Origin of the sequence: Myxococcus faecalis (assembly GCF_050039385.1) — a bacterium.
GTDB lineage: Bacteria > Myxococcota > Myxococcia > Myxococcales > Myxococcaceae > Myxococcus > Myxococcus fulvus.
In genome coordinates, this window is record NZ_CP144336.1 from 1090272 (window position 1) to 1105898 (window position 15627).

A 15627-nucleotide genomic window follows, 5' to 3' on the forward strand; every position below is an offset into this window, starting at 1 on the left:
GTCAGAGGAGGTTGTCCTTCCACGGGCCGGACACCTGCACCGTGCCACCCGCCTCGCGGGCCCACAGGCGAGGGTCGTACATCGCCTCGGCCTCCGCCGTGGGCAGCGTGAAGGCCCCCGCCGTCACCGCGCGCACCGCGTAGACAATCTTCTTCGACTCGCGAGCCCCCAATGCGCCGAAGACCTCCATGCGGTCATCCCGGATGTTGACGTAGTCCGGGGTCCACAGCGCGTCCGCCTGCACCCAGTCCACCGAGCCGCCCCGGCCCAGCCGCGCGTTCTCGATCTCCCAGCCCGCGGGCAGCCGGTCGACCAGCGCGATGTTCTGCACCCGCTCGGCCGTGGTGTTGGTCAGCTCCAGCTCCACGTAGACCAACTGCGCGAGCGCCACCGGCGCGCTCTTCAGGTCCACCTCCGAGCCATCCTGGCCGCGGTACTTGCGGCTGAGCTTCAGCCCCTCGCCGCCCACGCGCGGCGGGCCCTCCGAGCGCACGCCCTCGCTGCTCAGCACGAGGAACAGCGTGCCCGCGGACTTCTCCTTCAGGTCGAGCTGGAGGCTCTTGCGCTCGCTCGCGCGGGCCAGCGCCCAGGTGCGGTCCGAGGCGCGCGCGTCCTTGGCCTGCTTCGCCGCCACCTCCTTGCCATCCACCGTCAGCGTCGGAGGGGTGAAGCTCGTGGCCGCGCCCTTGAGGCGCTTGCCCAGGCCGGTGATGCCCCAGACCAGCTCCTGCGTCGTGTACCAGGAGCTGGGGCTCGAGCTCAGCGCGCTGGCGACCATGGCGGCCAGGGGCTCACCCGCGGCGTCGGTGCCGAAGAGGTCCTGGTAGGTGCTCAGCATGAAGCCGCGCCGGCGTCGGTCCGAGTAGAAGGACCAGCTGTTGCTCCGCTCCTCGGTGACGGGCGACAGGTCCGGGCTGCGCAGCTCCTTCTCATAGCGGCGGTCTCCGGCGAGCCACAGCGCCGCCTTGAGCATGTAGTCCTCCTCCCGCTGTTCGCCCTTGAGCGGGGCCTTCTTCGCGCTCTCCGCGAGGGCGTCCACCAGCTTCTGCACACGCGCCTTGCGGCCCTTGCCGGACAGCGCCAGCACGTAGTGCATGTAGGCCTCCGAGCTGCCGTGGTAGTCCCGGACGTTCGCGTTGCCCTCCAGGGTGTTGAGCGTGTTGCCCATCCACAGGAGCGCGTCGTCCAGCCGGTCCTGCGGGACGGGGAACTTCTGCTTCTGCGCGTCCAGGAGCATGTGCGTCGCGTACGCGGTGCCCCACAGCTGCGGCTCCGTCGCGCCCGGCCAGTAGCCGAAGCCTCCCGACGGCGTCTGCATGGACAGCACGCGGTTGATGCCCGAGAGCACCATGTCTCCCACGTCCCCGTGCTTCTTCAGCGTGGGGTCCACCTGGTCCACCAGCTCCGACACGAACAGCAGCGGCCGCGTGGAGGACGTCGTCTGCTCGATGCAGCCGTACGGGTACTGCACCAGGTACGACAGGTGCTGGAGCGACTGCGCATAGGGATTGGCCGTCACCCACAGCGTCGAGCGCTCCGTGGTGGGCACCCACCCCTGCAGGTGCTTGGAGACATCCGTCACGCCCTGCGCCAGCTCGATGCGCTGCACACGGCGCTCGCGAGGACCGGACGGCGACAGCGGCACGTCCAGCGTCTCCTTCGACGTGTAGCCGCCGCCCTCCACCACCACGCTCAGCCGCGCGGCGCCCACCGACTGCACCGCGCGGGCCTGGAAGACGAACGTGGTGGACTTTCCGTTCTCCACGCGCGCGCGGCCCTCGCTCTTGCCAAGCAGTTGCAGCGGCGACGCCGTGTCCGCGGGCAGGGTGAGCCCGGGCACCGGCAGTGACTCCGCGGCCAGCGTCACCTTCACGTCCTGCGCCTTGCCGGACAGGTTGGTGACGAAGACGGGCACCTGGATCTCGTCGTTCTGCGTGAGGAAGCGCGGCAGCGTCGTCTGGAGCACCAGCGGGTCCCTGACCAGCACCTGCGCGCTGGCGCGGCCCATGCGCTTGGGCCCCGCCGTCACCGCCATCACCCGCACCGCGCCCCGGTACTGCGGGAGCTGGAACGGCAGGCGCAGCTTGCCGTTGGCCGGCACCGGCACCACGCCGCTCCACAGGGCCACGGGCTTGACGGGCTGCACGCGGCCCGCGGCGTCCCCTTCCGCGTCACCACCGGTGGAGCGCGAGCTGCCGCCCGGGGGGACCAGCAGCGTCCAGCCGATGGTCTCGAAGGTGTCCACGCCCAGGGCGCGCTTGGTGAAGATGTCCTTGAGCGGGTCCGGGCTCTGGAAGCGCGTGAGGGAGAGGATGCCCTCGTCCACCACGGCCACGGTGGCGAAGGTGGCGCCCTCGAGCGCGCCCAGGTCCAGGTCCACGGTGAGCGTGTCGTTGGAGCGGACCTCCTTGGGCACGTTCAGCGTGACTTGCTGCGTGTAGTCCACCGGCTCCAGCACGACGCTGGCCACGCCGAAGGCGCGGTCGGGCATGAAGGCCTCGGCGGACTCGAGGTGCGGGTCCTTCACCAGGAAGGTGCTCACGTAGACGTTGGGCGCGAACTGCTTGGGCGTGAAGCTCCACGTCACCTCGCCCGGCTCCACGGCCTTCCACTCGGTGGCGAGGACGCGGTCGGTCTCCGCGGTGAAGAGGATGCGGCCCTTGTACGGCGCCTTGAGCTTCACGTTGATGGGCTTGCCGACGACGGCCTTCGCGGGCACGGCCACGTCCAGCGACGTGGGCTTGAGCGGACGCGGCGTCTGGTCGACGCGCGAGCCCTCGCCCCACCAGTAGTAGCGGCCCTCTCCCTCCAGCTCCAGGTCCGTCTGCGCGTTGCCGGAGCGCACGCGCACCAGGTAGCCCGCGGCGTCCGCGCCCGGCGTGACGGTGAGGTTGAAGCGGCCGTCCACCACCTTCACCGTGGCGCTGCCCTCGCGCAGCGGCCTCAGGTAGCGCTGGTAGCGGTCATAGCCCTCGCCCTCGTCGTAGTAGTAGCCGTACTCCTCCTCCAGCCGCACGTACTCTACCTGCACGGTGGCCGGCGCCAGCGACGAGGACGCGACGAGCTTCCCGTCCCAGTCCACCACCACGCCGTTCACCGTGAAGGGCTTGCCCGCCTTCACCTTGCCCACGCTGGCCTGCAGACCCACGTAGTAGCGCTCCGGGTGCACGGGCACGCTGGCCTCGTTCACCGTGGAGCGGCCGCTGCCGGACTCGAACACGCTCGCGAGCGCGCTCAGTCGCGCGGCCCCGCGCAGCCCGCCCATGGCCGCCAGCGCCGGGCAGTGGATGAGCGCCTGGCCCTTCGCGTCCAGCGCGCCCTTCGCCTGGCCCAGCGTCACGGGGCGCGGCTCCTTGCCGTCCTGGCGCCACAGGCCGTAGGTGAACTGCGCGTTCTGCTTCGGCTTGAAGTCGGACGGCACCAGCCGGCAGTTGAGCTCCACGGGGCTGCCCTCGGCCGAGCCGCCGAACAGGTACGCGGCCTCCACGGCGACGGGAATCTCCACGCCCTGCACGTAGCCGGGGGCCTCCGCGGTGGCCGTCACCTTCATGCGCTCGGGGACGAACTCCTCCACGTTGAGGCCGTAGGAGGCCACCTCGCGGTCGGCGACCTTCAGCGTGACGCGGTAGTGGCCCGTGTCCTGGAACGCCTCGAAGGGCACGTCGAGCGAGACCAGGCCCGCGTCGTTCGTCTTGAGCGGCACCTTCTTGAGCTCACGCTCGCGCGGGTCCACCACCACCAGCTCCACCGGCATGCCCGTGGGCGGCGCCAGGTCATCCTGGCCGCGCAGCACGCCCGCGATGTGCGCGGTGTCGCCGGGGCGGTACACGCCGCGGTCGGACCAGAGCGAGGCGCGGTAGGCCTTCTCGGAGCGGTACGGCTCGCCCTGCACGTCGGAGTTGGCGATCTCCGTCTTGAGCTCGTTGTACTTGAGGTACGTCATCTCGTCGCCCTGGCGCGCGATGAGCGCGAAGGGCTGGCTGTCATCCACGCCGCCCGGGGGCACGTTGAGCACGCACCCGTCCGCGCCCTTGGTGACGCAGCGGCTGACGGCCTGGCCGCTCTTCTTCACCAGCGAGACCTCCACGCCGGACACCGGGTCGGTGCTCTCGATGCCGAGCGCCCAGACCCACACCTCGCCCGCGTCCTTCGAGCCCGGCGCGGGCCCGCCCCGCTTGGCCACGAGGCTCAGGTCGGTGAGCAGCACGCGCGTGGCGGCCGACAAGTCGTTGCGCCGGACGGAGACCTCCACCAGGCCCCGCGTCGACGCGGGCACCAGGCTCGCGACGTCCAGGTACGTGGTGGTGAGCGTGTCCGAGGCCGACTGGAGCGGCAGCGTCTTCTTCACCACGAGGTTGGACGTGCGCTCGTCCGCCGTCTCGCGCTGGTCATCGCTCATCCAGAAGATGAGGTTCTCCGGCGGGACGTTGCGGACGGTGAGCTCCACGGCGTCCAGGTTCAGGTGCTGCAGGGGCAGGTTGCGCCACGCGCCGCGCGGCAGGTAGCGCCCCGCGGAGGTGAAGGAGAGCTGCGACTGGCGCGCGGGGATGGACAGCTCCTGCTCGAAGTCCGCCAGCAGCGTGCCGCCGCCCACGGACGTGGTGCCCGCGTCGATGCGCAGCGTGTACGTGCCGCGCTTGAAGTCGCCGAAGATGCGGAAGCCCTGCCGCGTGGGCGCCACGGAGACCTTCACCGGGGGCGTCACGTGGATGGAGGCCTCCGCCGTGGCGTCGTCCAGCACGCAGCCCTTGTTGCCCGACTCCCAGTAGTACGAGTCGTACTCCTGATAGTAGCGGGGGCTGGCCGGCGCCTCCGCGGCCACGTCACGGCAGGCCACCTCGAGGTAGTGCCCGCTGCTACCCTCCTTCCGGTTGACGCCGGTGATGTCCATGCGCTGGCCGCCGTGCAGGACGAAGGTGGCCTCGGCCGAGGGGGCGAGCGCCTTCGCGTCGGACGCGGCGGCGAGGCCCTGCTTGAGGGTGAAGCGCAGCGCGGCGGAGGGCTTGAGGCCGGGGCTCGCGAGCTCCGCGGTGACGGCGTTCGACATGCCGGCGACCGAGCGCCACTTCACGTCGGAGATGGGCTGGGTGCCCACCAGGAACGTGCCCTTGCCGCGCATGGCGCTGGGGGACACCGGACCGGAGAAGACGACGTCCACCTCGATGCGGCTCTTGGCCAGGTCCAGCTGCTTGGGCTGGATGCGGAGGAACTGGAAGGTGGGCGTCTTGAAGACGTGCTTCCAGGCGTCGTCGGAGGGCGCCTTCACCACGCCCGCGTCGGTCTCCAGCGAGACGACCTTGACGGTGTACTCGGTGCCGAAGGCGAAGGCCTGACCGGACGAGGTGTTGAACGTCAGCGTGGAGGGCCCGCTCCAGGTCAGGTTCCCGGCCACCTGCGGCGAGATGGAGACGACGGTGCCCGGCTTCACCTCGTGGTCATCGGGGCGCAGCGGCCGCGCCAGCTCGATGACGATGGACTGGGGCAGCACGCCCACCGCGCCCTGGGGGCGGATGATGGGGGTGACGGCCTCCGGCTTGGGCGGCACCTTCACGACGGCGGCGGTCGTCCCCGCGTCACCGCCGGAGACCGCGGGCGGCGCCGTGGTGGTGTCCGGGGTGCTCGGCGAGGAGGTGGCGGGCTGCTGCTCGTCCTTCTTGCAGCCGGAGATGGAGATGCCCAGGAGCAGCGCGGCGACGAGCCAGCTGGCGCGTCTGGCGCGCGGTGGCGGATTGGAGACGACGGACTGCGGACCCATGTTTCCTCCGGAAGGTGCCTGCTGTTCTTCATGCGACGTGCCGACGGCGCACACGCCAGGAAGCTTGGGGAGTGCGGTCGAACGCCCACGGCCCGCACGCGTCCCCCACGCGTCCTCGGGCCCACAGGGTGTACGCGGAGCCACACTCCCGGTGGCCTCCGAGCACGCACCCAGCGGTCGATGGCGCCACGCTATAGGAGGGCCACGCATCGGGGTCAACGCCCCCAGGGAAGCGGGTATGGTGGTCCGGCATGGTGCTGCCCGTCCGTTTCGTCCTGATGCGTCCGCGCAACGCGGAGAACCTGGGTGCCGCTGCTCGGGCGCTGAAGAACTGCGGCCTGTCGGATTGGGTCTGGGTGACGCCCGAGGTGGAGGATTTGACGCCCGCGCGCCGGCTGGCGGTCCATGCCGAGGACGTTCTCGACGGCGCGCGTCGCGCGGACACGCTGGAGGAGGCCATCTCCGACTGCGTGTGGGTGGTGGGGACGAGCTCCCGCAAGGTGGAGGGCAAGCGGCGCCTGGCCCCGCGCGCGGTGGCGGAGGAGTGGGTGTCGCGCTCGACGCAGGGCACGGTGGCCGTGGTCTTCGGGGATGAGCGCAGCGGGCTCACCAACGCGGAGGTGGAGCGGTGTCATGACCTGTCCGCGGTGCCCACCGCGCCGGAGCAGCCCTCCATCAACCTGGCGCAGGCGGTGCTGCTGTATGCCTACGAGGTCCGCGTGGCCACGCTGGAGGCGCACGCCCCGCCGCCCGGACCCCTGCCGGTGGCGGCGACGGACACGGAGCTGGCGCAGGTGGAGTCGACGTTGGAGGGCGTGCTGAAGTCGGGCGGGTTCCTCATCGACGAGCAGCCGGGGCGCACGGGCCTGCGGGACCTGTTCGCGCCGCTGCGGCGCTCACGGCTGACGCGCAAGGAGGCGCGGCTGTGGCTGGCCGCGCTGCACACGCTGCGCAAGCGAGGCTAGACGGAGCGGCGGTAGCGAGGGGTGGCGCGCGGGGACCTGGGGGGCGGCGTCTTGCGCTTGCGGGCGAGCGCCACGGCGACCCACGCGAACACGGCCGCGGCCAGCACGAGCAGCGCCACCCAGTACCAGTAGCTGTGTCCCGTGGCGCCCTCGGGAGAGACGGACACCTCCTGCGGCACCTGCGCCAGCGCGAAGAGCGGGACGGTCAATGCGGCAAGTGGAGCCTGGGCGTCACTCATGGGCATCCTCGTCCAGGTAACCTCTCCATCCTCGCGGGCCGCTACAAGCCATGGGGCTCGCCGGGTCCGCGAGGTGGCGTGCCCACCGCTCGGGTCCCTGCTCGGTGGGCGCGGGGCTACTTCGCGTTCTTCAAGCGCGCGAGGAGCTTGGGGTCATCGGGGAGCAGGCCGGCGGCGGGCAGGCGGGTGAGGAGCTCGCGCCAGCGCGGGTCGGCGGCGTAGGCGCGCTGGAGCAGCGGTAGGGCCTGGTCCACGCGGCCCACGCCCACGAGGGAGATGGCGTGCCAGAAGGTCATCTCCGCGTTGCCCGGCGCGAGCTTCTCCGCGGAGGAGTACGCGGCGAGGGCGGCGTCGGTGTCCTTGTGCTCCAGGGCGAGGTCACCTTCGTTCATGAAGTTGTAGGCGCGCTGGAGGGTGACGAGGCGGCGGAGCTCCTTGAGGGGCTCGGGGTGGTCGTCGACGCGCAGGTCGAAGCGCCGGTCCATCCAGGGGCGACCCGAGGGCTTCGCGGAGACGATGATGAGGGCGGCGGATTGCTTGCCGCGGAGGTCTCCGCCCTGGGTTTCGGCGGCCTCGAGCGCGGCGAGCATGCGCTCGGCGAGGTCGCCCTTGGAGGCGCGATAGGCCTTGGCCATGGCGGGCCAGACGGTGTCCTTCTGCATCATGTTGGCCTGGACGGAGAAGCCCTCGCCCACGAGGTGTCCGGCGGCGGCGATGCAGCTCGAGCCCGTGTGCGCGGAGACGCGGCCCTGGGCATCCACCATGGCGACCTGGCGCACCTGGCTGGCGGAGTCGGCGGCGAGCAGGCCCCTGAGCGCATCAGGGGCCGAGCGGCCCGCGCGCATGAGGTCCAGGCCGAGACGGCCGTAGGACGGGTCGACGAAGGACTGGGTGGCGACGGCGCCCACGCCGGCCTCGGCCCAGGGGACGGTGGCGCCCACGGAGAACCAGTGGGATTGCACGGCGACGCCCAGGTCTCCTGTCGCCGGGTCCCGGGCGACGATGGAGTAGGTGTTCACGGGGCGGCGCGGCACGGCGGGGGGCTCGGCGGCCGCTGTGTGGAGGGACAGGAGCGCGAGGCAGAGGGCGAGTCGGGACATGCGGGGACTCCCACGGAGGAGGGGCGCAGGCTGAGCGAGGGGGCGTGCGACCGCAAGGCCCGACGCGGCATGGGGCGCGACGGTGGCCTTACCTTCGAGGAAGTCCTGAACCCGCGAGAGGAGGACGCAGCATGGACCACATGCCTTATGAGTCGATGGAGGTTGGTGACGAGGAGCCGGGACAGAATGGCCGGCGGCGGAGCGCTCCCGAGGAGGAGGCACCGGGACGTACGCCCAAGTCGGCGGAGGGGGGTGGGCTCGAGGAGGAGCGCCGGATGCCTCAGGAGGAGCCCGGGAAGACACCTGGGAGCGCCGAGGGCGAGGACCCGGCTCCGCGGAGGTAGCAAGGAGGGTGTTCTCTTCGTCGGGTAGTTCCGACCGAGGCTCCGTGGAACATCTAAGCGCGCGCCATGTCACGACGCTTGGCCGCGCAGCCAAGGGTTCCTATGCTCCCGCGCTCCTACGCGGGGGCTGTGTGAGATGCAGTTCTTGGAGCAACTCACGACATATCTTCGGCAAACTGAGAACCCAGTTGCTCGAGGCCAAACCATCGGACCCTCGCGAGTTGAGCCAGCCTGGGCAAGGAACCAGTTGCTACATGCTCTCGAGAAACTCGAAAGCAAAGAATCCGAACCACGGAACCCCATTGAGGCTCCATTTGGATTTGGCCCTCATTCGCGTCTCGCCTGGCTCCACGACAAGTGGCTAAAGCGAGATGCGGTCGTCCGGTTTTCCCAGCAACTGGAGCGACTCCTCACAGAGAGCTTTGCCAGAGGGTTTTCAGCACAGCAAACCGAGGCGCTCATTGGCGTTGCCATAGAACGCCAAGTGGGGCTTTCCTCCGAGCTACAGAGTAAAGTCCGCACGCTCGAACTCGATCGACTCGCCAAAGTCGCATCTTCGCGAGTATTCAACGATGCGTATCGACACCTCGAACTCGACGTCCCTGCGTACGCGGAGCAGATACGCGCGGTCCGCGTAACAGAGAACACCACATCCCTGACACAGATCGGGCAGGTCTATCTTGAGTTAAAAGGGTTCGAAGCTGTCCGCTGGCTCACTCTGATTGAGACCATTCAGTCCCAGGGAGTTCGAGATCCGTGGAGGCTTAGAGGTCCTAACAAAACCTAGCCACTTGGCGGGAGCGTGCCCACCTTCCAGGCATGCCCCGCCGCGAACTGGTCCCGGACGCTTTCTGGCGACGCATCCAGCCGCTGATTCCTGCCCGCCCGCCCAAGCCCAAGGGTGGACGTCCTCCAGCAGACGATAGAGCGTGCTTGCGCGGCATCATCTTCGTGCTGACGACGGGTATCCAGTGGGAGCAACTGCCTCGCGAGGTGTTCGGTGTCAGCGGCATGACGTGCTGGCGCCGGCTGCGCGACTGGTACCAGGCAGGAGTATGGCAGGCGCTCCAGAGGGAACTGCTAGCCGAATTGCGCCGGAAAGGACGCCTCGACCTGCGCCGTGCCTCTGCCGACTCCTCCAGCGTGCGCGCCCTCAAAAGGGGGCTGCAACGGGGCCCAACCCGACGGACCGAGCGAAGGCGGGTAGCAAGCATCATCTTCTCGTCGACCGCCGAGGCCGTCCGCTCGCGGTGCGCCTGACCGCGGCCAATCGTCCCGATGTGCGCGAATTGCTTCCCCTGGTCGACGCGGTGCCGCCCATACGTGGGCGCCGAGGCCGGCCTCGACGACGGCCGACCAAGGTGCACGGCGACAAGGGCTACGCGTCGACAGCGAATCGCCGAGGCCTGCGTGAGCGCGGCATCATTCCTCGTATTGCTCGGCCCGGAATCGACTCCTCCGAGCGGCTGGGGCGCTACCGCTGGGTGGTAGAGCAGCGCTTGGCCATCCTCCACCGGTTCCGCCGCCTTCGCATGCGAGATGAGCGACGAGCCGACATTCACGAAGCGTTCCTCCTGCTCGCTTGCGACCTCATGCTGTTACGGTCGCTGGTCCGGTTTTGTTAGGACCTCTTAGTCCCAAAGCAGCGGAAGGACTCCTTGAGCTTTCGGACGTAGAGCTATTTTTTGAGCTGGATGATCCGTACTTTCACTTCGACTGGAGGACATTGTATCGCCTCAGCGAGTTCGGACTACTGACCGTAGACACGCTTGAGCCCAACCGAATAATCATCCATGTAGGCCCATCCGGCCACAAACTTCTAAACGAAATCACCAAGAACATTGAGACTCCCTTATCCGTTCTTGCCAACTCACTCGTTGCCGACATTTCATCTCTATCGATAGAATGGATGGAGGGTTCGAACCGGACCCTCACCACAAGCAGCGTCCGAACAAGCACCGCAGCAGAAGCAACAGCTCGCCAAGCACGAATGGTTGCACATGAGGTTCGCAATACATTGGTCCCCGTCAAGACGGCGCTGAATGCTATGTATCGCGAGCTTCTGGTCGGAGCACCGAGCGAAGTTCTCGCCCGAAGACGCGACCGCATCGACCGCGGGATGGACGCAACGTTTCGATTCATCGAACAACTGGTGGACCTCTCGAATCTCGCGGCAACACCAGTCCAGCCCTTTGAACCACTGACTGCGATTCGAGATGTCCTCACCAGTCTCGAACAGGAGACCGGCTATGGCTTCAACGCTTCGTTGAGCCCATCCCTCCCCCCAGTCTCCGGGCATCGCGCACGAATGGTGATGGCGCTCACGAACATCCTACGAAACGCGACCCAGGCCACGCTCAAGGGCGCAGCGGTCATCCAGGTCCACGCCGAAACCGTCGACGCGGCAAAGGCCATCCGCATCACCGTCGAGGACAACGGCCCTGGTGTCCCGGAACACATGCGACGGGCCATCTTCGATGAGGGAGTCTCCCTCCGCCCCGGGGGCAGCGGACTGGGCCTTGCTCTCGTGCGCGAGGTGTTCGAAAAGGAGATGAAGGGGCTGGTTGCCTGTGACGCGTCGCCACTTGGTGGGGCACGCTTCATCGTCCGCATCCCCGTCACTGGCGCGGAGCCCCTATGAAACCGTCCGGAAGAATCCTCATCGTCGACGACTCGCCGGATTTCCTCGACACGTACAGGACCATCCTGGACACGGAGGGGCACACCGTCGTCACCGTCGAGGACGCGAAGTCCGCGCTCGTCAAGCTCGACGAGCGAGGCTGGGACCTCGTCCTCCTCGACCGGAAGCTCCAGGGGCGCTCGGGCCCGGATACGGGCCTGGACCTCATGCGCGACATCCAGGCGCGAGCCCCCAGCGCCAAGGTCATCCTCGTCACGGGCGTCGCGGACGCGGAGTCCGTCGAGCGCGCCTTCTCCAGTGGCGCCTACGACTACCTGGAGAAGAACGCGTACCTGGAGGCCATCCTCAAGATCAAGGTGCGCAATGCCCTGGAAGGCGCCCGCGAGCGACGCATGGCCGCCCTCGCCAATGGGAAGCGAGAAGAGGCCATCCGGGAACTCTGGCGAAGCGTCCAGACCGAGGCAGACCCTCACCGGAAGGGGCAACAACTCGAGGACCTCGTGGCCCTGCTCTTCAAGTCGATTCCCGGCTTCGAGCGCACGGAGACGAACCGCAAGAGCCTAGACGAGCAGATTGAGTCTGCCCCAGTTCCGTGGACACCCGAGATGTGATGAAGGGGACCAAGGATGTCCACGGATACGAAGCAGAGAAGGAAGCGCCGCAGTTTCACCGCCGAGTTCAAGGTGGAGGCTGTCCGGCTGGTGCTGGAGGAGGGCAAGACGGTGGGCCAGGTGGCGCGAGACCTGGACCTCACCGAGACGGCCCTTCGCACCTGGGTGGAGCGAGCCCGGGCGGACCGGGGCCAGGGCAAGGCGGGAGCGCTGACGACAGCCGAGCGTGAGGAACTGGCGCGGCTGCGTAAGGAGAACCGCCAGTTGCAGATGGAGCGTGACTTCCTAAAAAAAGCAGCGGCCTTCTTCGCGAAGGAGGGCTCGAAGTGAAGTTCGAGCTCATCGAAGCGCAGAAGGCCCACTTCCCCATCGAGCTGATGTGTCAGCAGCTGGGGGTGGCCCGCTCGGGCTACTACGCGTGGCAGAAGCGACCGGAGTCCGAGCGGCAGAAGGCGAACCGGGCCTTGGCGGCGGAGGTGGCGGCCGTGCACCAGAAGAGCCGCGGCACCTACGGCAGCCCCCGGGTGCACGCGGAGCTGCGAGCCGCAGGCCGGTACGTCAGCCGCAAACGCGTCGCGCGCCTCATGTGCCAGCAGGGACTGGCCGCGCGCAAGAAGCGTCGCTTCGTGTGCACCACGGACTCACGCCACTGCCAGCCGGTGGCGCCCAACGTGCTCGCGCGGAACTTCTCTGCCGACCAGCCCAACTGCACCTGGGTGACGGACATCACCTACGTCTGGACGAGGCAGGGCTGGCTCTTCCTGGCCGTGGTGCTCGACCTCTTCTCGCGCCGAGTCGTCGGCTGGGCCATGAGCGAGTTCATCGACCGCCACCTGGTTCTGGGCGCGCTCGATATGGCGCTCAAGGGCCGCCAGCCTCCGCGAGGGCTGCTGCACCACTCGGACCGTGGTAGCCAGTACGCCAGCGAGGACTACCAGCAGGCACTGGCCTCCCGTGGCATCGAGTGCAGCATGAGCCGCAAGGGCAATTGCTGGGACAACGCCGTGGCCGAGAGCTTCTTCAGCACCTTGAAGATGGAACTCGTCCACGATGCGGACTTCGCGACGCGCGACCAGGCCCGCTCCGCGCTCTTCGAATACATCGAGGTCTTCTACAACCGGCAGCGCCGCCACTCCTCGCTGGGCTACGTGAGCCCGGTGGAGTATGAGCGGACGGCCTCATCGATAGCTCAGGCAGCATAACCACGCTGTCCACGGAGCCGGGGCAAGCTCAGATCGACATCCTCATCCCCAACGACTCGGCGGATCCGTTCTGGCAGCAGTCCCAGTCCCAGTACTTCCTGGGGGAGTGCAAGCACTGGGCGAAGCCCGTCGGCCCGACCGAGCTCGACTCCTTCCGCCTCGACATCAAGCGCCGCTTCGGCCGTTGCAAGCTGGGGTTCTTCATCGCCATCGGCGGCTTCACCGATGGGTTCAAGACCCGGCTCGCGGCGTCACGCGAGGACGATGCGCTCATCGTGACACTCGACGCGGCGCAGCTTGGCGAGCTGGTGGAAACCCGGGACCGCAACGCGAAGCTCAAGGATCTACACACCCGCGCGCTCATGGCCAGCACCCGGGACACCTGAGCCAACGAAGCGCGCCACCCTGCCCCTCAACGTCGAGGGGCCAGGATGATGATGGCCATGCCAGCGATGGCGACGAGCGCGCCCACAACATCCCATGGGGTGGGCCGCTCCCCCTCGACGAGCCAGAGCCACGCGAGCGCCACGGCGATGTAGACGCCTCCATAGGCGGCGTAGGTCCGCGCGGCGCCTGTCGGATGCAGCGTCAGCAGCCACGCGAAGAGCGCGAGGTTCGCGGCCGCGGGGACCAGCCACCACACGGAGCGCCCCTGCCGCAGCCAGAGATAGGGCAGATAGCAGCCCACAATCTCGGCCAGCGCCGTCAGGATGAAGAGTCCGAGTGCATGTGCAAACGGCATGAGGAAGAGTCCCTGAAGGAAGGCCCGGGACACCTACCACGCCCCCGAGCTGAGCCGCCGTTGTCCCCAATATCCAGCGTGGACGCATGCGCGAGAGGAGCGTTCCTCGCCAGCTCACACCCCCGAGCGATGCACCGCGTCCCGGATGGCGCCCCGGAGCGCGGCACCCGACGTAATCACCGCGGAGATGTGTCCCGCGTCCACGATGCGCAGCTCACTTCCAGGCCAGTGCGCATGGAGCGCGCGTGCTTCCGCCAAGGGAACGAAGGCATCCCTCGCGCAAGCCAGGATGACGGCGGCGCTCGGCTTCACGGGCGGCGGCAACAGGCGCGCGCTCGCCGCATCCAGGATGGTCGCGAGCCGCGCCCTCGCCTCCGTGTCGTCCGGCGAGCCCGCCAGCCTCCTGAAGTCGATGGAGCGCGAGTGCACGCCCTTCGTGAACACCGGCGCCGGCGAGGCCCCCGCCGCGAGCGCCGCGACGCCCACCGGCTCCGGAATCGTCGCCGCCGTCAACGCCGCCATGTACCCACCCATGCTGTAGCCCGCGACCGCGACGCGCTCGTAGCCCTCGCGCCGCGCATGAGCCACCAGCGCCCTCGCCTCCTCGATGGACGCGATGTTCATCTGGAGCTGCTCGCTCACCGTGCGGATGTGCGGCCCCTTCTGCCCCAGCGCCCGCCGCGTCCCGTAATAGGGGTTCTCCAGCAGGAACAAATCCACCCCCTCCTCCACCAACGGCGCGAACAACCAGCTCCGCAGCCGGAACCCCTCGTCCCGCGACGCCGCGAGCACCACACACGCGTCGCGCCCCCGCCCCCGCTCGGACGTCATCCATCGCACCGAGCCCAACCGCACCTCTGACGGCAACGCCACCCACGGCGAATCGAACGCCCCATCCCGGAACCTTCGACGCCCCGCCGCCTGCTCCGCGCCCCAGCGGACCTCCAGCGGCAACACCGTCGCCGCGAGCCGCCCCGACAACGGAGCCCCCGCGAAGGTCTCCTCATCCCCCCAGCCATCACAGAACAGCCGACGACTGGCCAGGGCGGCCATGAACGCATCCAACGGATGCATCCGTGATTCATCCCCGACAGACGGATTCCCGGCACGAGCGGTCATGTCCCCGACTCTACGCGGGCCAACGGCGTCACGGAGGCGCCACGCGCTCCAGGTGACGATGATATGACGCCCGACTCCATCGTCCCCTCTGGAAGCCCATGCCGCGCAAGCCCGACAAGACCAAGCCCCCGCAGCACCAACGATGGGAGGGCAAGGAGAAGCCGGACTGGCTGTCTCGCGCCCTCGCACGCGCGGGCGTGTTCCCCCAGAAGGAGGCCGAGGACGCCATCACCGCCGGACGCGTCACCATCAACGGCCGCGTCGCCAAGATGGCCCTCACCCCCGTCCCCCCCGGCGCCACCGTGCGCGTCGACGGAAGAGTCGTCCCGCTGTCCGCCCCCGCCACCCGGGTGCTCGCGTTCCACAAGCCCGCGGGCGTGCTGTCCTCCACCGTGTCGCAGCACCGCACCGGCACCGTGTTCGAAATCCTCCTCCGACAGCTCCCTCCCGAGCTCGCCGGCTACACGTGGCACGCGGTGGGCCGGCTCGACGTGGACTCCACGGGCCTGCTGCTCTTCACCAATGACGACAAGCTCGTCGCCCACGCCACGTCACCGGACACGCACCTGCCCAAGCGCTACGTGGCCACCGTCTTCAGCACCGCGGATGACGAGCGCGTGGAGCCGCTCCGCAAGGGCATGGTCCTCGACGACGGCCCCGCCCGCCCCGCCACCGTCCGCGTGCGCGACGAGAAGACCGTGGAGGTCACCCTCACCGAGGGCCGTCACCACCAGGTGAAGCGGATGCTCGGCGTCGTCGGCCTCCCCGTGCGCGCCCTCCACCGGGAAGCCGTGGGCGGCATCGAGCTCGACATCCCCGAGGGCACCTTCCGGCTCCTCACCGATGACGAGGTCCGCGAGGGCCTGCGCTACACGGGACGTACCGAGTCACCAGAATAGACACGCCCGA

General features: G+C 68.8%; 12 protein-coding genes and 1 pseudogene. 8 read left to right on the forward strand and 5 right to left on the reverse strand.

The features are described 5' to 3' along the window. Window position 1 precedes the first annotated feature (1 nt). Window positions 2-5755 (reverse strand): alpha-2-macroglobulin family protein, encoded by a 5754-nt coding sequence (locus VZQ01_RS04240; protein ID WP_426746948.1) that lies wholly within the window; start codon window positions 5753-5755, stop codon window positions 2-4. 251 nt (window positions 5756-6006) lie between these two features. On the opposite strand from VZQ01_RS04240, the gene VZQ01_RS04245 reads away from it, so the two are divergent. Then, entirely contained in the window at window positions 6007-6720 is a 714-nt protein-coding gene (locus VZQ01_RS04245; protein ID WP_141330634.1) for an RNA methyltransferase, read from the forward strand. Here the strand turns inward: VZQ01_RS04245 and VZQ01_RS04250 are convergent. Continuing rightward, window positions 6717-6959: a hypothetical protein gene (locus VZQ01_RS04250; RefSeq protein ID WP_426746949.1), complete on the reverse strand. Its 243-nt coding sequence runs from the start codon at window positions 6957-6959 to the stop codon at window positions 6717-6719. The genes VZQ01_RS04245 and VZQ01_RS04250 overlap by 4 nt on opposite strands. A gap of 116 nt (window positions 6960-7075) precedes the next feature. Then, window positions 7076-8059 (reverse strand): DUF1028 domain-containing protein, encoded by a 984-nt coding sequence (locus VZQ01_RS04255; protein ID WP_426746950.1) that lies wholly within the window; start codon window positions 8057-8059, stop codon window positions 7076-7078. Window positions 8060-8539: 480 nt separating this feature from the next. Between VZQ01_RS04255 and VZQ01_RS04260 the strand changes: the two genes are divergently transcribed. The 6 genes and pseudogenes from VZQ01_RS04260 to VZQ01_RS04285 all read left to right on the forward strand — a co-directional run. Next, window positions 8540-9190 (forward strand): hypothetical protein, encoded by a 651-nt coding sequence (locus VZQ01_RS04260; RefSeq protein WP_426746951.1) that lies wholly within the window; start codon window positions 8540-8542, stop codon window positions 9188-9190. Window positions 9191-9222: 32 nt separating this feature from the next. Then, a protein-coding gene (locus tag VZQ01_RS04265; RefSeq protein WP_426746952.1) for an IS5 family transposase occupies window positions 9223-10028 on the forward strand; the annotation gives its coding sequence in 2 pieces (ribosomal slippage) (window positions 9223-9562 and window positions 9562-10028; 807 coding nt in all). Between the two features lie 101 nt (window positions 10029-10129). Continuing rightward, complete coding sequence (locus VZQ01_RS04270) at window positions 10130-11044, forward strand: ATP-binding protein (RefSeq protein WP_426746953.1); 915 nt, start codon at window positions 10130-10132, stop codon at window positions 11042-11044. Further along, window positions 11041-11655, forward strand: coding sequence for a response regulator (locus tag VZQ01_RS04275; protein ID WP_426746954.1), 615 nt, complete (start codon window positions 11041-11043; stop codon window positions 11653-11655). The genes VZQ01_RS04270 and VZQ01_RS04275 overlap by 4 nt, the downstream gene beginning before the upstream one ends. 15 nt (window positions 11656-11670) lie before the next feature. Next, window positions 11671-12857, forward strand: a protein-coding gene (locus VZQ01_RS04280) for an IS3 family transposase (RefSeq protein ID WP_426746270.1) whose coding sequence is annotated in 2 segments (ribosomal slippage) — window positions 11671-11953 and window positions 11953-12857 — 1188 coding nt in all. Because the reading frame shifts where the segments join, the coding sequence is not laid out codon by codon here. 44 nt (window positions 12858-12901) lie between these two features. Next, a pseudogene (locus VZQ01_RS04285) lies at window positions 12902-13102 on the forward strand (hypothetical protein); the annotation flags it as partial. Window positions 13103-13269: 167 nt separating this feature from the next. Here the strand turns inward: VZQ01_RS04285 and VZQ01_RS04290 are convergent. Both VZQ01_RS04290 and VZQ01_RS04295 read right to left on the reverse strand, forming a co-directional pair. Beyond that, entirely contained in the window at window positions 13270-13599 is a 330-nt protein-coding gene (locus tag VZQ01_RS04290) for a YnfA family protein (protein WP_426746955.1), read from the reverse strand. A gap of 114 nt (window positions 13600-13713) precedes the next feature. Further along, on the reverse strand, window positions 13714-14718 hold the full coding sequence (locus tag VZQ01_RS04295; RefSeq protein WP_426746956.1) for an alpha/beta fold hydrolase: 1005 nt from the start codon (window positions 14716-14718) through the stop codon (window positions 13714-13716). Window positions 14719-14816: 98 nt separating this feature from the next. Between VZQ01_RS04295 and VZQ01_RS04300 the strand changes: the two genes are divergently transcribed. Beyond that, window positions 14817-15617, forward strand: a complete 801-nt coding sequence (locus VZQ01_RS04300) for a pseudouridine synthase (RefSeq protein WP_223746568.1) — start codon at window positions 14817-14819, stop codon at window positions 15615-15617. Window positions 15618-15627 lie beyond the last annotated feature (10 nt).

Coding starts and splice junctions, on each gene's coding strand:
- VZQ01_RS04240 (WP_426746948.1), bottom strand. CDS start 5,755: ATGGGTCCGCAGTCCGTCGTCTCCAATCCGCCACCGCGCGCCAGACGC.
- VZQ01_RS04255 (WP_426746950.1), bottom strand. CDS start 8,059: ATGTCCCGACTCGCCCTCTGCCTCGCGCTCCTGTCCCTCCACACAGCG.
- VZQ01_RS04295 (WP_426746956.1), bottom strand. CDS start 14,718: ATGACCGCTCGTGCCGGGAATCCGTCTGTCGGGGATGAATCACGGATG.
- VZQ01_RS04245 (WP_141330634.1), top strand. CDS start 6,007: ATGGTGCTGCCCGTCCGTTTCGTCCTGATGCGTCCGCGCAACGCGGAG.
- VZQ01_RS04260 (WP_426746951.1), top strand. CDS start 8,540: ATGCAGTTCTTGGAGCAACTCACGACATATCTTCGGCAAACTGAGAAC.
- VZQ01_RS04275 (WP_426746954.1), top strand. CDS start 11,041: ATGAAACCGTCCGGAAGAATCCTCATCGTCGACGACTCGCCGGATTTC.
- VZQ01_RS04250 (WP_426746949.1), bottom strand. CDS start 6,959: ATGAGTGACGCCCAGGCTCCACTTGCCGCATTGACCGTCCCGCTCTTC.
- VZQ01_RS04300 (WP_223746568.1), top strand. CDS start 14,817: ATGCCGCGCAAGCCCGACAAGACCAAGCCCCCGCAGCACCAACGATGG.
- VZQ01_RS04290 (WP_426746955.1), bottom strand. CDS start 13,599: ATGCCGTTTGCACATGCACTCGGACTCTTCATCCTGACGGCGCTGGCC.